The organism is Agrococcus sp. Marseille-P2731, assembly GCF_900117395.1.
Taxonomy (GTDB): domain Bacteria; phylum Actinomycetota; class Actinomycetes; order Actinomycetales; family Microbacteriaceae; genus Agrococcus.
Genome location: NZ_FPEG01000003.1, coordinates 606,886 through 622,578 on the forward strand (window position 1 = coordinate 606,886; position 15,693 = coordinate 622,578).

Below are 15,693 nucleotides of genomic sequence, written 5' to 3' on the forward strand. Positions count from 1 at the left end.
ACGACGATGGGCATCCAGTGTCCGCGGCACGGCGGCGGCTGGGCGGTTAAGGACGAAGGTCATGGCATTCGCTCCGATCTGCGGTTCCTGATGAGTGTTCGCGCGAGCAGCGCGAGTCCGGTGAGCAGCAGCAGCGCTGCGATGCTGGCGAGCACGGGCGGCAGCAGCTGCAGCGCCGGCGGTGCTGCCTGCGCGCTCGAGAGCGGCGGGGCATCGCCCGCGCCCGGATCCCGCTCTGCTGCCTCGTCGACCGGCACGCAGTCGATGCGCTCCGATCCGGCCTCGCCGACGCGCTCGCAGATGGCGGTGCCGCCCCCGAACTGCACGGCTGCCGACTCGCCGTCCGCGAGCGCACCGAGCGAGACCGGCTGACCGGTCAACGGATCGATCACGACGATGTCCTGGCCGTCCGCTGCACCGCTCGAGATCTCGAAGCGCCAGACCACCGATGTCGCGCCCACCGTTCGCGCGGGCCGGGTGGGCGACTGCGCGCTCGGCGGCGCCGGCGCCGGGGCGGGCGCGGCGACCGCCGGCGGCACGGGCGGATCGACGACGACGGGCGGGCGCGGCGCGTCACCGCGACCGGGGAACGGGATCGAGCTCACGGGGGGCTGCGGCGGGCGAGCGGGCGGGTCGACCACGACGGGCGGGCGGCCCGGGCTCGGTGGCCCCGTCTCCGCGCCGCCGCCCGGGGGCGGCCCTGGCGCGGGTCCGACGCGCGGAGGGGCCTCGCCGACGTACCACGACGCATCCGTCGCAGCGCTCGGCTGCGCCTCGAGCGGCCGGCCGCGCGGGTCGACCGCGGTCGCGCGCGCCACCGTCGTGCCCTCGTAGGCCCCCTCGATGACGATCGCGCTCGAGGTGAAGCGACGCGTCTCGCCGGGGGCCAAGGCGCCCAGCTCGTCGCTCGTGGCCGGGCGCAGGCCCGAGCTGTCATCACCTGCGACGAACCGCTCTGCCACCTCGAGCGCATCGAGCATCGCGTTGCCCGTGTTCGTCACGACGTGGCTCCACCGCACGGTGTCGCCCGCACGCAGGCGCGGGCCGGGCGCGGCGCCGTCGGGCCATCCCTCCACCGCGCTCTCCACGCGCAGCGCGGGCGCCGCGACCGGCGTCACGCTCGCGCGCGTCGAGGTGAAGGACTCGGCGGCGCCCCCGGAGCTGCCCGAGGCAGTCGCGTCGTTGACCGCGCGGGCACCAGCGAGCGCGTCGCTCGGCATGCGGCTCGCGAGCTCGAGGTCCACCGTCGCACCCGGTGCCACCGTCCCGAGCGCCGCGCGGAACGCGACCGCACCGGCGGGGTCGCTCGACCAGGAGCCCGTGTCGGCGGACGTCGCATCCCGCGAGTACTCCACGGTCGCGCCTGCTGGCACCTCGATCGCTCCCGCGAGCGCCAGCGAGAGCTCGCTGCCGCGCTCGTCGCCGACGGCGGGCAGGCGGTCGAACACCACGACGTCGTGGATGGGGCGCGGCAGCTCGTTGCGCACCTGCACCCGCCAGCGCGCGAGCTCACCCGCCCGAACGGTGGCCGAGCTCGCCCAGGCACCGCCTTCAGCAGCCGCGCTCGCCTCCAGCCGCACGTCCCCGGCGCCGGTCACGACGCTGGAAGCCGACAGGTGCGCGATCGCGTCGCGCGCAGGGTCGAAGTCGTGCACGTCGGCGCTCACGTGCGGGGCGTAGAAGCCGAGGGGCACCTCGGTGCGGGCCGCGTCGCTCGTCGACGCCCACGCCTCGAACTCGACCGGAGCCCCGGAGTCGAGTGCCGCGGGACGCGCGGCGACGGGGATCGCGTAGCGATAGCCGTCCGAGAGCTCGAAGCGGTGGCGTGGCTCACCCGCCGCGCGCACGGACGCGACCTCGTCGAGGAGCAGCACCACCACCTGGCGATCCCCGAGGGTCTCGGTCGCGACGCGCACGCCGTCGCCGATGTCGGGCACCGCGCGGCCGGTCAGCGTCTGAGCCGCCGCGCGCGAGACTCCCGTCTCTGCGTCGTAGACGACGCCCCGTGGCAGCACCACCCGCACGAACGCGTCGGTGATCGGCCGCCCCGCCGGGTCGGTGTTGACGACGGTCGCCGTGATCGGCGCGCTCGTGCCGAGCCCGATCGTCGTCGGCGCCTCGACGTTCGTCGTGAGGTTGACGCGGTCGGCGATCGTCACGCCCACGGCGTCGCGGTCGGCCAGCCGCTCGCCGCCGATCGTCGTCCCCGCAGCGGTGACGGCTGCGCTGAGGTCGCCGGAGGGCGGTGCCCCGGTCGTGAAGGAGGGCAGGCTCGCGACGACGTCCGCTCTCACGTGGACCTCGGCGCGGCCGGGCACCCGCGTCGCGGCGTCCGGCGAGACCGTCACGCGCCAGCTCGTGAGCCGCTCGCCCGCGGCGAGCTCGAGCGCCTGGTCGAAGCCGCTCTCGAGCCAGCCGCTCGAGCCTGCCGGCTGCACCGCGATGCGCGCATCGCTCGCCGTGGTGGAGTCGGTCGGGACGAAGCGCTGCCAGCCCGCGCCCGCATCCGTCGTGTACTCGACGGCGTAGGGCACGGCCGCGCGCGCGAGCTGCGGCGAGAAGTCGATGCGCATGCGGTAGACGTCGAGGTGGTCGGCCGCCGGATCGGCGCGGTGCGTGCGCGCGTCGCGGCCAACCGCATCCGTCACCACCAGCGACTCGAGGCCGCCACCGGTGTAGGAGGTGATGGCGGAGAGCTGCTCGTGCCACCGCCCACTCTCGAGCGCGAGGGTCTCCGCGCCGGCGTTCAGCTCGGTCGAGATGCGCTCCGTCGCGTCGCCTCCGGGCGCGGGGTCCGGTGCGTCATCGGTGCGCTGCGCCTGCCATGCGCCAGCGGCATCCGTCGGAGCGGCGGCAGCGGCATCGGGCAACGAGGACGTGGCGAGCGCGACGGCAGGGATGAGCGCCAGGATGAGCGCTCGTGCGCGCCGCAGCGTCTGACTTCGCCTGATCCATGCATTGCTCGCGTGCATTCCGCCCTCGACCTCGATACCGCGGCGCAATTTCGCGCCTAACCGCAAGACGGGCTCGGCGCGAAATCGTGACAGCGGGCGAGCGACGCGCCGCGCGGGCGGGGTGAGGCGGGTGGAGCGGCGCTACTGCACCGAGATCGAGCCCTCGGCGGTGCCGATCACCGCGAGTGATCCGGAGGCGGCCGTGACCGCCACCGAGTAGGTGCCGGAGGCCGGAGCGCCGTCGAGCGTCTCGACCGACAGCTCGCCGGCCACCGCGCCCACCGGCAGCTCGCAGGTGCTGCCCCCCGGTGCGTGCGAGCACGTCCAGTCCGCGGGGCCGCTCGCGACCTGCATCGAGTCGGGCAGCTCGAGCGTCACGGTGACCGGCCCGTCGACCTCGCCCCGCGGCTCGACGGCGACGGCGACATCCGTCGCGCCGGCGCGCTCGGTCGTCGAGACCTCCATCGCGATGGGGCTCTCCACCACTGCCGGCTCGCGCTGGGCGAGCCACACGCCGCCCGCGGCGAGCGCGACGATCGTGCCGCCGCCGAGCAGCAGCGCGGTCGTGCGACCGACCTCACCCGCGAGGAGGCCCTTGGCCGGGGCGGCGTGCGCTGCACCGGCCACGGCCGCAGCACCCGCAGCGCCGGCGGCCGCGCCCTTGACCGCAGCCGTGGTGATCGCTCCGCCTCCGGCGAGGATGAGCGGCAGGGCGGTGAGCACCGCCGGGATGGCCTTGAAGCTCTCGAGCGCCCGCGTGCACCGACCGCATGCGTCGAGGTGCGCGCGAGCCTCGGGGGACTTCGCGAGGCCGTCGCGCGAGAGCTCGTCCCGGAATGGCTCGCAGCCCTCGGCGCCGAGCCGAGCGAGCATGACGGCCCGCAGCTCGATCGCGAGCGCTACGCGCGCCCGCGAGGCCTTCGCAGCGATCGTGTTCGCGCTCTGGCCCTGCTCGCCGGCGATGTCGGCGGGCTTGCGGCCGTCGACGGCGGTCTCGTGCAGCACCTTGCGCTGCTCGGGCTTCAGCCGCGCGAACGCGGCGCGCACGGCCGAGCGCTCGATCAGCAGCTCGATCGAGGGATGGTCCTGCGGCGAGACCTCGAGCCGGTGCTCCCCCACGGACGCATCGAGGGACACGTTGGCGGTCTCGCGCAGCTTGCTGTGGTCGGTCGCGAGGTTGCGGATGGAGGTCGTGAGGTAGGCACCGGGATTGCTGGTGGGGCCACCGCCCTTGGCGAGCGACTCGATGAAGCGCAGCGTCGCGGTCGCCACGAGGTCGTCCGCCGGCATGGTGGGCGATGCGCGCTGGTGCGCGACGTGGAACATCAGCGGCCGCAGCGCCTCCAGCAGCTCGCCGACTGCGTCATTGTCGCCGCGGCGGGCTCGCTGGAGCAGCCGCTCGAGTCGCTGGGCGGTGGCGCGCTCGGTGACCGCAGCGGCTCGGGGAGCCTTCATCTGCATCCGGATTCCCTTCTTCTGGGACGTCGCAGTGCCCGCACAGCGTCGTCGCTGCCTCGCGGCCGGGGCCGCGGGGGCTACAGCCTACGTCGAACCTGCGAGTCGACCGTCACGCGGGCAGCACCGCTGCGAGCAGCGATGCCGGTGACCGCTGCTACCACGAGCGCTCGGCGAGAGCGGATCCCGCGAGCCGCGGCCGGCCGAACACCTCCTCGACGAGCAGGTCCACCATCTCCGGTGCGGCCTCCGAGTGCGCGCCGAACCGGGCGTCGACGTCGAGGACCACCGGCATACCGTCGTGCATGCGACGGATGTCGAGGTCGACCGGACCGATGAGGCCGAGCGACTCGACCGCGCGTGCGGCCAGCCGCTCGACGTCGGGCACCTCGCCGGGCTCGCAGCGCCGGATCGGGGCCGCATCGCCGAACCGAGCCTCCCGCACCTCGGTCCTCTCGAGCACGACGACGTCGGTCCTGCCCGTCTCCCACGAGCGGAACACCTGGGGGCAGTACGCAGCGCCCGACGCGAACGCCTGCACGATCGAGCCCGCCGGCAGCGACGACCACTCGAGCCCGTCGCCCGCGCGGATGACCTGCACGCCGCGCGCGCCGCGCGACCCGCGCGGCTTCACGACGATCGGGCCGTGGAACCGCTCGAGGGCGGCCTCGGCGCTCGAGAGCTGCTCCGCCGGCGCGTAGTCCGGCACGTGCACCGCCGCGCGATCCAGCGCCCACATCGTGTGGAGCGTGTCGGCGGCGAGCGCGGTCGGCCCGGGCGGCGAGATGACGACCGGCGGCGAGACCCAGGGCGCGATCTGCGCGATGTTCGACCACTCGCCGTCGACACCGGCCATGGGGCTGAGGTCGGCGCCGATGAGGTCGGCGAGCACTGCGACGATGGGCAGCTCCTCCGGCACGGTCGGGATGATGAGGTCGGCTCGCACGATCCCGATGAGGTGCTGCAGCGCCGGCGTGTAGGCAGGATCGAGCGCTGCCGGCAGCCGGGCGCTCAGGCTGAGACGCGGGTCGTCGAGCGTCGCCGTGTCGGCGCCGATGAGCACGACCTCCTCGCCGTCGATGCGCCTGCCGTGCAGCTGGGCGATGAGCGCGCGGCCTGCGGGGCCGCCGGCTCCGGTGATGAGGATGTTCTTCAACGTTCCACCTCCGTGAGGTCGAGTGAGGCGCGCTCGGGCTCGAGGCCCTCGGCGGCGACGAGCGGCGCCTGCCTGCCGATCGGCCGCATGGCATCGGGCACTGCGGGGTCTTCCAATGTCTGCTTGCTCCCTGTATTCGGCGCAGGCGGCGGCACTCCACCTGCGGGGCGGACTCGATGGGGCGCTGCGGATGGAGCGGCGTGACACGCATTCGGATCCGGAGGCGTCCGTCAGTGTGCTCGCTTGTTCCTGGGACTTCTTCTCTTGCATTGCTGCAAGGCATCGAGGCCGGGACCATCGGCGGCTTGCAGAGATGCAATGCACTCGAGTGCGGCCACCGTGAGGAGCTGCTCGCAACGGCGAACCTGCTCGCATCCACGAGGCATGCCCGTGCTCCGGAGCGATGCGTGCGCGACGCACGACGAGCTGCCGGCTCTGATGGAGCGATTGCCGTGATGCAACCGTTCTCACCGACCGGCCGGCCGATGCGATCGACCGCGCTGTGCCGACCCATAGGGTCGGAGGCGTGATCCCCGCCGACTGGATGCCGCACCGCCGCGCGGACGGCGAGGTCGTCGGCTTCGTGCGCACCGTCGATACGGGCTTCCAGCCGATGGACCTGTTCGGGCGGCCGCTGGCCGAGGCCGGCGACTGGCTGCAGGCGGAGGAGCTGCTCGACGAGCACTCGATCGCCTGGATCGACCAGCCGTGGCTGCTGGAAGAGGATGGCGCGCAGGTGCGCGTGCGGGTCGTCGAGGTGACGCCCTCGCGCATCCGCGTGAAGCTCGACGACTTCGGCGATGTCACGGCGAGCGCGCGCTCCTGGGAGGTGCCGGTGCCCGAGACCGGTCGGCTGCAGCCGGCGCCGCCCGTCACGGAGTGGCCCGCTCGCGGCTGAGCGGCGCAGCGCGCGTCAGCGCGGCGCTAGGCCGGCTTCAGCAGCCAGGCGATCAGCAGCATCACCGGCAGCGACGTCACGGTCGTCAGCAGCACGATGTCGCGCGTGATCACGGTCGCGCGGTCGTAGCGCAGCGCGTACTGGTACATGTTCTGCGCGCTCGGCAGCGCCGCCATGACGGTGCAGGCGTAGACGAGCTCGTCGTCCATGCCGAACGCGAGCTTCGCCAGCAGGAACGCGGCGACCGGCATCGCGAGGTTCTTCAGCACCACTGCGAGCGCCACCTCACGACGCCCGGAGCCCGGCTGCAGCGGCCGGTCGCCGCCGAGCGAGATGCCGAAGGCGAGCAGCATGAGCGGCACCGCCGCCCCACCGAGGATCTCCAGCGGCGCGAGCACGGGCTCTGGCAGCTCGATGTCGAGCGCCGCGACGACGGCTCCGAGCATCGCGCCGATGAGCATCGGGTTGCGCAATGGCTGCGTGATGATGCCGACGAAGGATGCGCGACCGGCAGTGAGGATGTCGAGGGTCGCGAGCAGCACGGGGGCGATGAGCAGCAGCTGCAGCAGCAGCATGGGCCCGACGAAGCTCGCATCGCCGATCACGTAGATCGCGACGGGCAGGCCGATGTTGTTGACGTTGCTGTAACCGGATGCGGTGGCACCGAGCGCGATGCGGCTCGGGTCCTTCGTGAACCAGACCCGGGCGACGACGGCGTAGACGAGCGCGACCGCGACGAAGGCGATGAGCGCGACGGCGAGCACGCCGGAGAAGAGCAGGCCGACGTCGGCGCCGGCCAGCACGGTGAACAGCAGCGCAGGGCTCGCGGCGAAGAACGAGGTGCGGTTGAGCACCAGCCGGCCCTCTTGCGAGACGATGCCGAAGCGGGCGAGCAGCCAGCCGACGAGGATGACGAAGCCGATGATGGCGAAGCCGATCAGCACGCCGCCCACGTGACCTCCCGCATCCGCTTGTCAGACAGCCAGTCTGCCACCTGCGGGGCGGCCGCCCCGCCCACCCAGGCGACGCTCAACCGGTCAGCTGGTCGGCCGAAGCCCTGACAGCGCTGGCCGGCCAGTCAGCCGGTTGAGATCTGCCTACTGGGGCGTGAGGCCCAGGTCGTCGAGCCTGATCGCCGCGCGGTACTCGACGCCCGCAGCCTCGATCGCCGCCTGCGCGCCCGTCGCGCGGTCGACGATCACCGCGACCGCCACCACCTCGGCGCCGACCTTGCGCAGCGCCTCGATCGCCGCGATCGGGCTGCCGCCGGTCGTCGACGTGTCCTCGAGCACGACCACGCGCTTGCCCGCGAGCTCCGGCCCCTCGACCTGACGCCCGCGGCCGTGGTCCTTCGGCTGCTTGCGCACGACGAACGCGTCGACGGCGAGGTCGCGCGCGAGCCCGCGGTGCAGCACCGCGTTCGCGAGCGGGTCGGCGCCCATCGTCAGACCGCCGACCGCCGCGACATCCGGGATGTCGGCGATCAGGTCGAGCAGCACGTCGCCGATGAGCGGCGCCGCCCGGTGGTCGAGCGAGAGCTTGCGCAGATCGATGTAGTAGCTGGCGCGCTTGCCGCTGGTGAGCACGAAGTCGCCGTGGAAGACGGCTTCGTCACGGATGAGCTGGATGAGCTGGTCGCGCGCGGTCACGCCCCCAGGCTACTTCGGTCGGGCTCAGCCCGCGTCCGTCGGCGCGCTGGGGGCGCTCGCGACGCTCGGGGTCGCCGGATGGTCGGGCATCGGCACGTAGGCGACGCGCGGCACGCGGCCCGACCAGGCGGCGAAGCGCTCGGAGCGCGTCGCATCCGCCGGCGGCTCGACCGCCGCCTGGAAGATGCCCGGCCCGCGGATCGAGCCCTCATCGGCACGCTCGCGGTACTGCTCCATCCACTCGAGCCACCCGGCGGGGAACTCGAGGTTCGCGGCGAGCCCGACGCGCACCGCGCCCCACCGGATGTCCCACGCGTGCATCACCATGTCGAGCCCCGCGAGCGAGAGCGACGAGAAGTCGGCTTCGGTCGCGTCGTGCGCGGCGCGGCGCAGCTTGGTCGCGAGCTGCTCCCACGCCTCGACCGCCTCCCAGTCGCTCGAGCCCGTCGTCACCGACTGATGGTCGGCGGTCAGGCCGTTCTCACCGAGCGCCCGACCCAGCAGCACCGCCCCGCCGTACTCGGCCTGCACGCCCGTGACGTGGCGCACGACATCAGCGATCGACCACTCGCTGCACGCGGATGGGAGCCCGAGCCGGTCGGCCGCGGCTCGCGTCTCCGCCGAGAACAGGTCGAGAGCCTGGAGGTAGCGTTCGCGCGCGTTGCTCATGGAGCAATAGTGCATCACCTGCGCTTCACCCGCGCATCACCGCCCGGCCAATAGGCTCGATCCATGCGCATCGCCACCTGGAACGTCAACTCCGTGCGAGCGCGCGCGGGCCGCGTCGTCGACTGGCTCGAGCGCAGCGACGTCGATGTGCTGGCGATGCAGGAGATCAAGTGCAAGACCGAGCAGTTCCCCTACGCCGCCTTCGAGGCCGCCGGCTATGAGGTGCAGGCCCACGGCCACAGCCAGTGGAACGGCGTCGCCATCGCCTCGCGCCTGCCGATGACCGAGGTCGAGCGCGACTTCCCCGGCCAGCCCGGCTACGCGAACACGGGCGACCCGGTCGTCGAGGCGCGCGCCATGGCGGCGACGGTCGAGGGCGTGCGGCTCTGGAGCCTCTACGTGCCCAACGGCCGCGAGCTCACGCACGCGCACTACGGCTACAAGCTCGAGTGGCTGCGCGTGCTGACGGGCCTGCTCGACGAGTGGCGGGGCCAGCCCCTCGCGCTCATGGGCGACTTCAACATCGCGCCGCTCGACACCGATGTCTGGGATGTGCGCGCCTTCGAGGGTTCGACGCACGTCTCCAAGCCCGAGCGGGATGCGTTCAGCGCACTGCTCGAGGCTGGGCTCGTCGACGTGGTGCGCGACCGGGCGCCGGGCTACACCTACTGGGACTACAAGGCCGGTCGCTGGAACAAGGGCGAGGGCATGCGGATCGACTTCGTGCTCGGCTCCCCCGAGCTCGCAGAGCTCGTCGCTCGCGCCTCCATCGACCGCGACGAGCGCTCGGGCGACGCCCCGAGCGACCACGTGCCCGTGGTGGTCGACCTCGACCTCGAGACCGAGCTCGACGACGACCGGCCGATGATCTTCTGATGGCGGATGCATCGGGGGCGCCGGGAGGCGCGGCCCACGAGGAGTGGGAGGAGCTCGAGCCGCACCGCGAGTGGAGCGGCGCCGATCGGTGGCGGCTCGCCGCGTGGGGCTTCGTGTTCGCGAACATCCTGGCGCTGCTGATGCTGGCGCCCGTCGGCGACGCCGCGGTCGTCGAGGCAGCGGATGCGGCGGGCACCGACGCGGAGCCGGCCAGGCTGACGTACTGGGTCGCGGTCATGGCGTGCACGCTCGTCGGCAACGCCGTGGGCGCTGCGGCTGCTGCGACGAAGCGCCGCTGGGCGATCGTCGCGCCGCTGCTCGCGGCGGTCGGCTGCTGGGCGGGCTTCGGCGTCGCCCTCGCGATGGTCTAAACGGCGGCCGCGACGCTCGCCCGCGCGTGGCGGAGGCGCCGCTCGCTCGCGGCGACCGCGACCACCCCGGCGCAGCCGGCGAGCAGCCACGCGGCGATCGCGATGCCCGTCGCCTGCACGGGCACCTCCAGCACGATGAGCGGCACCGCGGCCGCGAACGCGACGATCGCGACGATGATCGCGGACATCGCGAAGTAGGTGCCCTCCGCTCGCCGCCGGGATGCCGCGCGGACGAGCACGAAGCCGCCCCAGACGACGGCGGGGGCGATGGCCGTCTGCGTCCACAGCAGCCAGTACTGGCTGACGAGGGTGGTGCTCGGCCACCCCCAGACGCCCGTCTCCCCGATCACCGGATCGATCGCCCACACGAGCACCGCCAGCAGCGCGGCGTGAAGGGCGACGGCCGCGAGCACGCGACCCGCGGAGACGACGACGGGGCGGCTCGCTGCGGCGAGGGTGCGCTGCGGAGCGGTCGATGCGGTCACAGGGCAGACGCTACGGCTCGGCGCCGCCCAGCACCAGAGCGTTCTTGGGCGCCTCCGAATCTGCCCTCGCGCAAGGGAGTTGCGGTTGACGAGCGCATCGCGCGCTGCGCCAGGAACGGGCGCGAGACGCGGGCCGAGGCGCAACAAACGTGCGCAAGGGCTTCCGTACGCTGGAAACACGCGCATCAAGAGCGTCCGACCCCTGGGTCCCGAGGACCGTGCGCGTCGCATCCCGCCCCACCACCGCATCCGGCCCCCGCGCCGACAGACCCGCCAGGAGGCCCCCATGACGATGACCCAGGCCACCGCCGCCGACCTCCGCCAGCACCCCGCCTGGCTCCGCATCAAGGCGGCCGCGACCGCGCTGCAGCCGCTGCAGTCGAAGAGCGGCGCCATCGACGACGCCGCGCACCACGACGCAGCCGCCACCCACGTGAGCGCGCTCGCGCAGGGCATCCGCGAGCTCGCCCCCGAGTTCCCCCACGACGCCGCCTACCTCGCGCAGGCAGCGATCGACTTCGAGCGCTGGGCGGAGGCCGACTTCGGCGAGCCCGACTTCTTCGACGCGCTCATGCAGTTCCAGCCGCAGGAGCACCGCGTCGACGGCCTGCAGCACCTCGTCGTCTTCCCCATGTACACGCAGAACGGCTCGTCGAACCGCCTCGTCGAGGCCGTGCTCGTCGAGGTCATCTGGCCCGAGTTCATCGCCGACCTCGAGGCCGGCGACTACTCCAACAAGCTCTTCGTGCCGCTGCGCTTCATCGACTTCACCGCCGGCTACGACACCAACTCGGCCGTGCTGTTCCCCGAGACGGTCGCGATGCGCGAGATCCCGTCGTTCACGTGGGGCGCGATCTTCCAGGACCGCGAGGCCGCGCGCTTCCGACGCGTCGTCGAGGCCGCCTGCGAGGTCACGAAGCTCGAGCTGCCGGCCGATGCCGCGGAGATGCTGCACGACCAGCGCCTCGCCGAGGAGACCTTCGTCATGTGGGATCTCATCCACGACCGCACCCACATGCGCGGCGATCTGCCCTTCGACCCGTTCATGATCAAGCAGCGCATGCCCTTCTTCCTCTACTCGCTCGAGGAGCTGCGCTGCGACCTGACGGCGTTCCGCGAGTCGGTCGCGATCGAGCGGCGCATCGCGGCGGACGACAAGGCGACGGATGCGGATCTCGCGCTCGCGAAGCACGCCAAGCACGTGCAGTACGCCGTCATCTTCGACCGCATCTTCCGCTTCTCGATCACCGGCTCGCGCACTCGCAACTACGACGGCCTCGGCGGCCAGCTGCTGTTCGCGTGGCTGCACCAGCACCGCGTGCTGCACTGGACGGACACGCAGCTCGCCTTCGACTGGGACGAGGTGCCGGATGTCGTCAACAAGCTCGGCGCCGCGATCGAGGAGCTCTACTGGCGCTCGATCGACCGCCCGAAGGTCGCGCACTGGCTGGCCGCCTACGACCTCGTGTCGTCGGTCGTCGAGCCGCACCCGGCGTCGAAGTGGAAGGCGCGCGAGCTGCCGCTCGACGGCACGCCGCGCCAGCTCACCGACCTGGTGATGGACGACGAGTTCCCGCTCTCGATGTTCTTCGAGGCCTTCGAGAAGAAGATGCGCGACGTCATCGCCTCGACGGCGGGCATCACGGCCGAGTCGGCCTGACCTCAGGCCGCTGGGCCACGGGCCGGGTGCGCACCAGCGCGCCCGGCCCTTCGCGTCCGCCGCGAGGCATCCGCGGCTGCGTCGTCGCCACGCGTCGTGTCCGCCCAAAGGATGACGCGACGATCCCGCGTGCAGGGTTACAGTGACCGCAGGGGCACTCATGCAGCGTTGCGGCCCCCGTCAGGAGTCACGCCATGGCGACGATCGCGGCCTACACGAGCCCGGCCCTCGGCCACGTGCTGCCCTTCGCGGGCGTGCTCCGAGAGCTGCGGCGGCGCGGGCACAGCATCCGGCTGCGCACGCTGACGAGCGAGGCCGGGCGAATGCGCGACCTCGGCTTCGACGCGGACGGCGTGGACGAGCGGGTGGAGGCGATCGCGCTCGACGACGGGGACGGCCGCCGCGTGCGCGACAGCATGCGGGGCATGAGCGAGGCGCACTGCCTGCGCGCCACGCACGAGGCGACCGACCTGCAGACGATGATCGACGACGCGCGACCCGATCTGGTGCTCACCGACATCAGCGCCTGGGGTGCGGCCGCGGTCGCGGAGCGCAGCGGCCTGCCGTGGGTGTCGCTCGCGACGCACCCGCCCGCGGTGCGCTCGAAGGGATGCCCGCCCTATGGCTCCGGGCTGCGCCCGGCGCGCGGCCTCGGCGGCCAGCTGCGCGATGCGGCGCTCACGACTGCCGTCTACGGGCCGGCGATGCGCGCGCTGACGCTCCACCTCAACGCGATGCGGCGGGAGGTCGCCGGGCTGCCGCCGGTCCGCTCCTACGACGCGATGGTGCGCCGCGCGCCGCTCACCCTCGTGACGACCGCCGAGCCGCTCGAGTATGCCCACGCCGATTGGGCGCCGCACCTGCGGCTCGTCGGGCCGACCGCGTGGGAGCCCGCGGCGCCCGCGCCGGCGTGGTTGGCGCGCCTCGCGCATCCGATCGTGCTCGTGGCGACCGCCACCGCCTATCGCGGCGACACGGAGCTCGTGCGCACGGCGCTCGCGGCGCTCGCGGGTGAGCCGGTCACGGTCGTCGTGACGATGGGCGAGGGGGCGGCGCCCGGCCTGCCCGTGCCGCGGAACGCCCGCATCGAGCGGTTCCTGCCGCACGGGCTGCTGCTCGAGCGGGCGAAGGTGGCGATCACCCACGGCGGGCTCGGGGTCACGCAGAAGGCGCTCGCGCATCGCGTGCCGGTCGTCGCGGTGCCTGCGGGCCGCGACCAGGTCGAGGTCGCGGCACGCGTGCAGCACGCGGGCGCTGGCGTGCGGCTCGATCCCGAGCGGCTGACGCCCGCGCGGCTGCGGGATGCGGTGCGGCGGGCACGGGGGATGCGCGAGGGGGTCGACGCGGTCGCGGCGGGGCTCGCCGCGGCCGGTGGCGCGCCGCGAGCCGCCGACCTCATCGAGGAGCAGCTCGCGGCGCAGCAGCGCTGACGCGGGTCGCGCTGACCGCCGGTCACTCCATGTGCAGCTTGTCCTGCACCTCGCCGGCGACCTTCTCCATCAGGTTGGGCTTGGGCGTCGTGCCGTACCAGCGGGCGTCCGGCTGCGTCGGCGGCGGCATGGGCACGCCGCGCTCGGGCTCAGCACGATAGGAGAACTCGCCGTTGCCGTCGGGGGTGGGACCGCTCGCCCAGCTGCCCTCGCCGGCCGCTGGGCCGTCGCTGAAGTTGATGTACTCGTAGGACACCTCGGTGTGCTCCTTCTTCTGCGGGAAGTTGCTCGGCACCGGCAGGCTCTCGATGCCCTCCGCCTGCAGCTCGGCGGCGGCGGCGATCCACTGGTTCTGGTGCATCGTGTCGCGTGCCAGGAGGAACTTCAAGAGGTCGCGCACTCCGTGGTCGTCCGTCATGTGATAGAGCCTGGCGACCTGCACGCGGCCCTGCATCTCGGCGTTCGCGTTGGCCGTGAAGTCGGCCAGCAGGTTGCCGCTGGCGGTGATGTAGCTGCCCGACCAGGGGTTGCCCATCGAGTCGACCGGGCGCGCGCCCGCGCCCGCGACGATGCCCTGCTGGATGTCGGTGCCACCCACGACCGCGGCGACGGTCGGGTCTGCCTGGACCGCTTCGTCGGTGATGCCGAGCGGGGCCTTCTCGAGCAGCTGCGCGATCATCGTCGCGAGCATCTCGACGTGCCCCATCTCCTCGGCGCCGATGCCGAAGACCAGGTCGCGGTACTTGCCGGGCATGTGCATGTTCCAGGCCTGGAACTGGTACTGCATCGCCACGCTGATCTCGCCGTACTGGCCTCCGAGCACCTCTTGCAGCTTGCGCGCGTACACGGCGTCCGGCTTGTCGGGGGTGGCCTTGTGCTGCAGCTCTTGCCTGTGGAAGTACATGGTGAAGCTCCTCCGGTCTCGCTCTGCCCGGGCCCCTGCGGCCGCGGTGCCGATCGGCACGCTACGCCCGCGAGTGGGGTACAACAACGGGGTACATTGCCGCATCTCGTGCGAATCTCCTGAGAACGTCCCTCCTACGGCTCCATCGGAATGCGCTGCCAGCGACGCGGGTTGGCTCGAGCAGAACGATCGGCAGCAGTGCGACGACCAAGGAGACGACATGGCGAAGATCACGGTGCTCGGCGCGACAGGGTTCGCGGGCAGCCACATCGCGGCAGAGGCAGCGGCGCGCGGCCATGAGGTCACCCTCGTCTCGCGGTCGCAGCCGAAGGATGCGCCCGCGGGCGCGCGCGTGCTGCAGGGCTCGGTGCTCGATGGCGCGCTGCTCGCGCAGGCGCTCACCGGCGCCGACGCGGTGATCGGCGCGCTGTCGCCGCGCGGCGACATGGAGGGCAAGGTGGCGGATGCCTATGCCGACATCGCGGGCAGGCTCGCGGGCACGACGGCGCGGTTCATCATCGTCGGCGGCTTCGGATCGCTGAAGGACGCGAACGGCGAGCGCATCGTCGAGACCGAGGCCTTCGCACCGGAGTACAAGGACGAGGCGCGCGAGCTGTTCTCGGCGTACGAGCGGGTCAGCGCCGTCGACGGCGTCGACTGGACGTACGTGTCGCCGGCTGGCACCTTCGGCAGCTACGTGCCCGACCAGCAGCGCCGCGGCGAGTACCGCACCGGTGGCGACACCCCGCTCGAGACGGAGGACGGCGGCTCGCTGATCTCGGGCGCCGACTTCGCCCTCGCCGTCGTCGACGCGATCGAGTCGGGCGAGCACCGCCGCGCGCACGTGCACTTCGCCTACTGACCTCGCGCGTCGAGGACGCCGCGGCCCGCTCTCGCCCGTCGAGCAGGCCGCGGCCCGGAGGGTCGCTGCCGTCACGAGACGCCCCCCTGGCGCCTCCCAGCCGCACCTGGCACCGTGGCCCCATGGCTACCGAATGGATCCCTGACTACGGCGAGCTGCTCAAGCGCGGCGTCACCATCCCCCTCGACGGCACCGAGGATGACGCGGTCACCGCGGTGCTGCAGCAGCTCGACGCCGGCGGCCCGCTCCCCTCGGAGACCGACGTGCGCCAGCTGGTGCAGGATGCCCGCGCGGGCTACCAGGGCGACTGACTGCCCGCGGTCA

15 protein-coding genes are annotated in these 15,693 nt (G+C 72.9%); 7 read left to right on the forward strand and 8 right to left on the reverse strand.

Annotated elements, in window-relative coordinates:
- Positions 1-59 precede the first annotated feature (59 nt).
- From BQ6202_RS11005 to BQ6202_RS11015, 3 genes are all read right to left on the reverse strand, one after another.
- Positions 60-2,972 carry a DUF7507 domain-containing protein gene (locus BQ6202_RS11005; protein ID WP_072314490.1) on the reverse strand — a complete coding sequence of 971 codons (2,913 nt, stop codon included), beginning with the start codon at positions 2,970-2,972 and terminating at the stop codon, positions 60-62.
- 123 nt (positions 2,973-3,095) lie between these two features.
- Positions 3,096-4,415 carry an RNA polymerase sigma factor gene (locus tag BQ6202_RS11010; RefSeq protein WP_072314491.1) on the reverse strand — a complete coding sequence of 440 codons (1,320 nt, stop codon included), beginning with the start codon at positions 4,413-4,415 and terminating at the stop codon, positions 3,096-3,098.
- Between the two features lie 151 nt (positions 4,416-4,566).
- Entirely contained in the window at positions 4,567-5,565 is a 999-nt protein-coding gene (locus tag BQ6202_RS11015) for an ATP-grasp domain-containing protein (protein ID WP_072314492.1), read from the reverse strand.
- 526 nt (positions 5,566-6,091) lie between these two features.
- Here BQ6202_RS11015 and BQ6202_RS11020 point away from each other — a divergent pair.
- Positions 6,092-6,463, forward strand: coding sequence for a hypothetical protein (locus BQ6202_RS11020; protein WP_234946198.1), 372 nt, complete (start codon positions 6,092-6,094; stop codon positions 6,461-6,463).
- 26 nt (positions 6,464-6,489) lie between these two features.
- Here the strand turns inward: BQ6202_RS11020 and BQ6202_RS11025 are convergent, their stop codons facing one another.
- The 3 genes from BQ6202_RS11025 to BQ6202_RS11035 form a co-directional block, all read right to left on the reverse strand.
- Complete coding sequence (locus BQ6202_RS11025; RefSeq protein ID WP_072314493.1) at positions 6,490-7,416, reverse strand: AEC family transporter; 927 nt, start codon at positions 7,414-7,416, stop codon at positions 6,490-6,492.
- A 144-nt stretch (positions 7,417-7,560) separates the two neighbouring features.
- Positions 7,561-8,112: an orotate phosphoribosyltransferase gene (gene pyrE / locus BQ6202_RS11030; RefSeq protein WP_072314494.1), complete on the reverse strand. Its 552-nt coding sequence runs from the start codon at positions 8,110-8,112 to the stop codon at positions 7,561-7,563.
- Positions 8,113-8,136: 24 nt separating this feature from the next.
- The gene (locus BQ6202_RS11035) at positions 8,137-8,781 is read right to left on the reverse strand and encodes a DinB family protein (protein WP_072314495.1); all 645 of its coding nucleotides are present in this window, start codon (positions 8,779-8,781) and stop codon (positions 8,137-8,139) included.
- 63 nt (positions 8,782-8,844) lie between these two features.
- Between BQ6202_RS11035 and BQ6202_RS11040 the strand changes: the two genes are divergently transcribed.
- Together BQ6202_RS11040 and BQ6202_RS11045 are read left to right on the forward strand one after the other, a co-directional pair.
- Complete coding sequence (locus BQ6202_RS11040; RefSeq protein ID WP_072314496.1) at positions 8,845-9,657, forward strand: exodeoxyribonuclease III; 813 nt, start codon at positions 8,845-8,847, stop codon at positions 9,655-9,657.
- Entirely contained in the window at positions 9,657-10,028 is a 372-nt protein-coding gene (locus tag BQ6202_RS11045) for a hypothetical protein (protein WP_072314497.1), read from the forward strand. Before BQ6202_RS11040 ends, BQ6202_RS11045 begins: the two co-directional genes overlap by 1 nt.
- Here the strand turns inward: BQ6202_RS11045 and BQ6202_RS11050 are convergent.
- Entirely contained in the window at positions 10,025-10,513 is a 489-nt protein-coding gene (locus tag BQ6202_RS11050) for a hypothetical protein (protein ID WP_072314498.1), read from the reverse strand. The two genes, BQ6202_RS11045 and BQ6202_RS11050, sit on opposite strands and share 4 nt — an antisense overlap.
- Positions 10,514-10,799: 286 nt before the next feature.
- Between BQ6202_RS11050 and BQ6202_RS11055 the strand changes: the two genes are divergently transcribed.
- The gene (locus tag BQ6202_RS11055; RefSeq protein WP_072314499.1) at positions 10,800-12,173 is read left to right on the forward strand and encodes a DUF6421 family protein; all 1,374 of its coding nucleotides are present in this window, start codon (positions 10,800-10,802) and stop codon (positions 12,171-12,173) included.
- Between the two features lie 194 nt (positions 12,174-12,367).
- Entirely contained in the window at positions 12,368-13,603 is a 1,236-nt protein-coding gene (locus BQ6202_RS11060; RefSeq protein WP_072314500.1) for a glycosyltransferase, read from the forward strand.
- A 22-nt stretch (positions 13,604-13,625) separates the two neighbouring features.
- Here the strand turns inward: BQ6202_RS11060 and BQ6202_RS11065 are convergent, their stop codons facing one another.
- On the reverse strand, positions 13,626-14,507 hold the full coding sequence (locus BQ6202_RS11065; protein ID WP_072314501.1) for a manganese catalase: 882 nt from the start codon (positions 14,505-14,507) through the stop codon (positions 13,626-13,628).
- 220 nt (positions 14,508-14,727) lie between these two features.
- On the opposite strand from BQ6202_RS11065, the gene BQ6202_RS11070 reads away from it, so the two are divergent.
- Together BQ6202_RS11070 and BQ6202_RS11075 are read left to right on the forward strand one after the other, a co-directional pair.
- Positions 14,728-15,369: an NAD(P)-dependent oxidoreductase gene (locus BQ6202_RS11070; RefSeq protein ID WP_072314502.1), complete on the forward strand. Its 642-nt coding sequence runs from the start codon at positions 14,728-14,730 to the stop codon at positions 15,367-15,369.
- 122 nt (positions 15,370-15,491) lie between these two features.
- Complete coding sequence (locus tag BQ6202_RS11075) at positions 15,492-15,680, forward strand: hypothetical protein (protein WP_072314503.1); 189 nt, start codon at positions 15,492-15,494, stop codon at positions 15,678-15,680.
- Positions 15,681-15,693 lie beyond the last annotated feature (13 nt).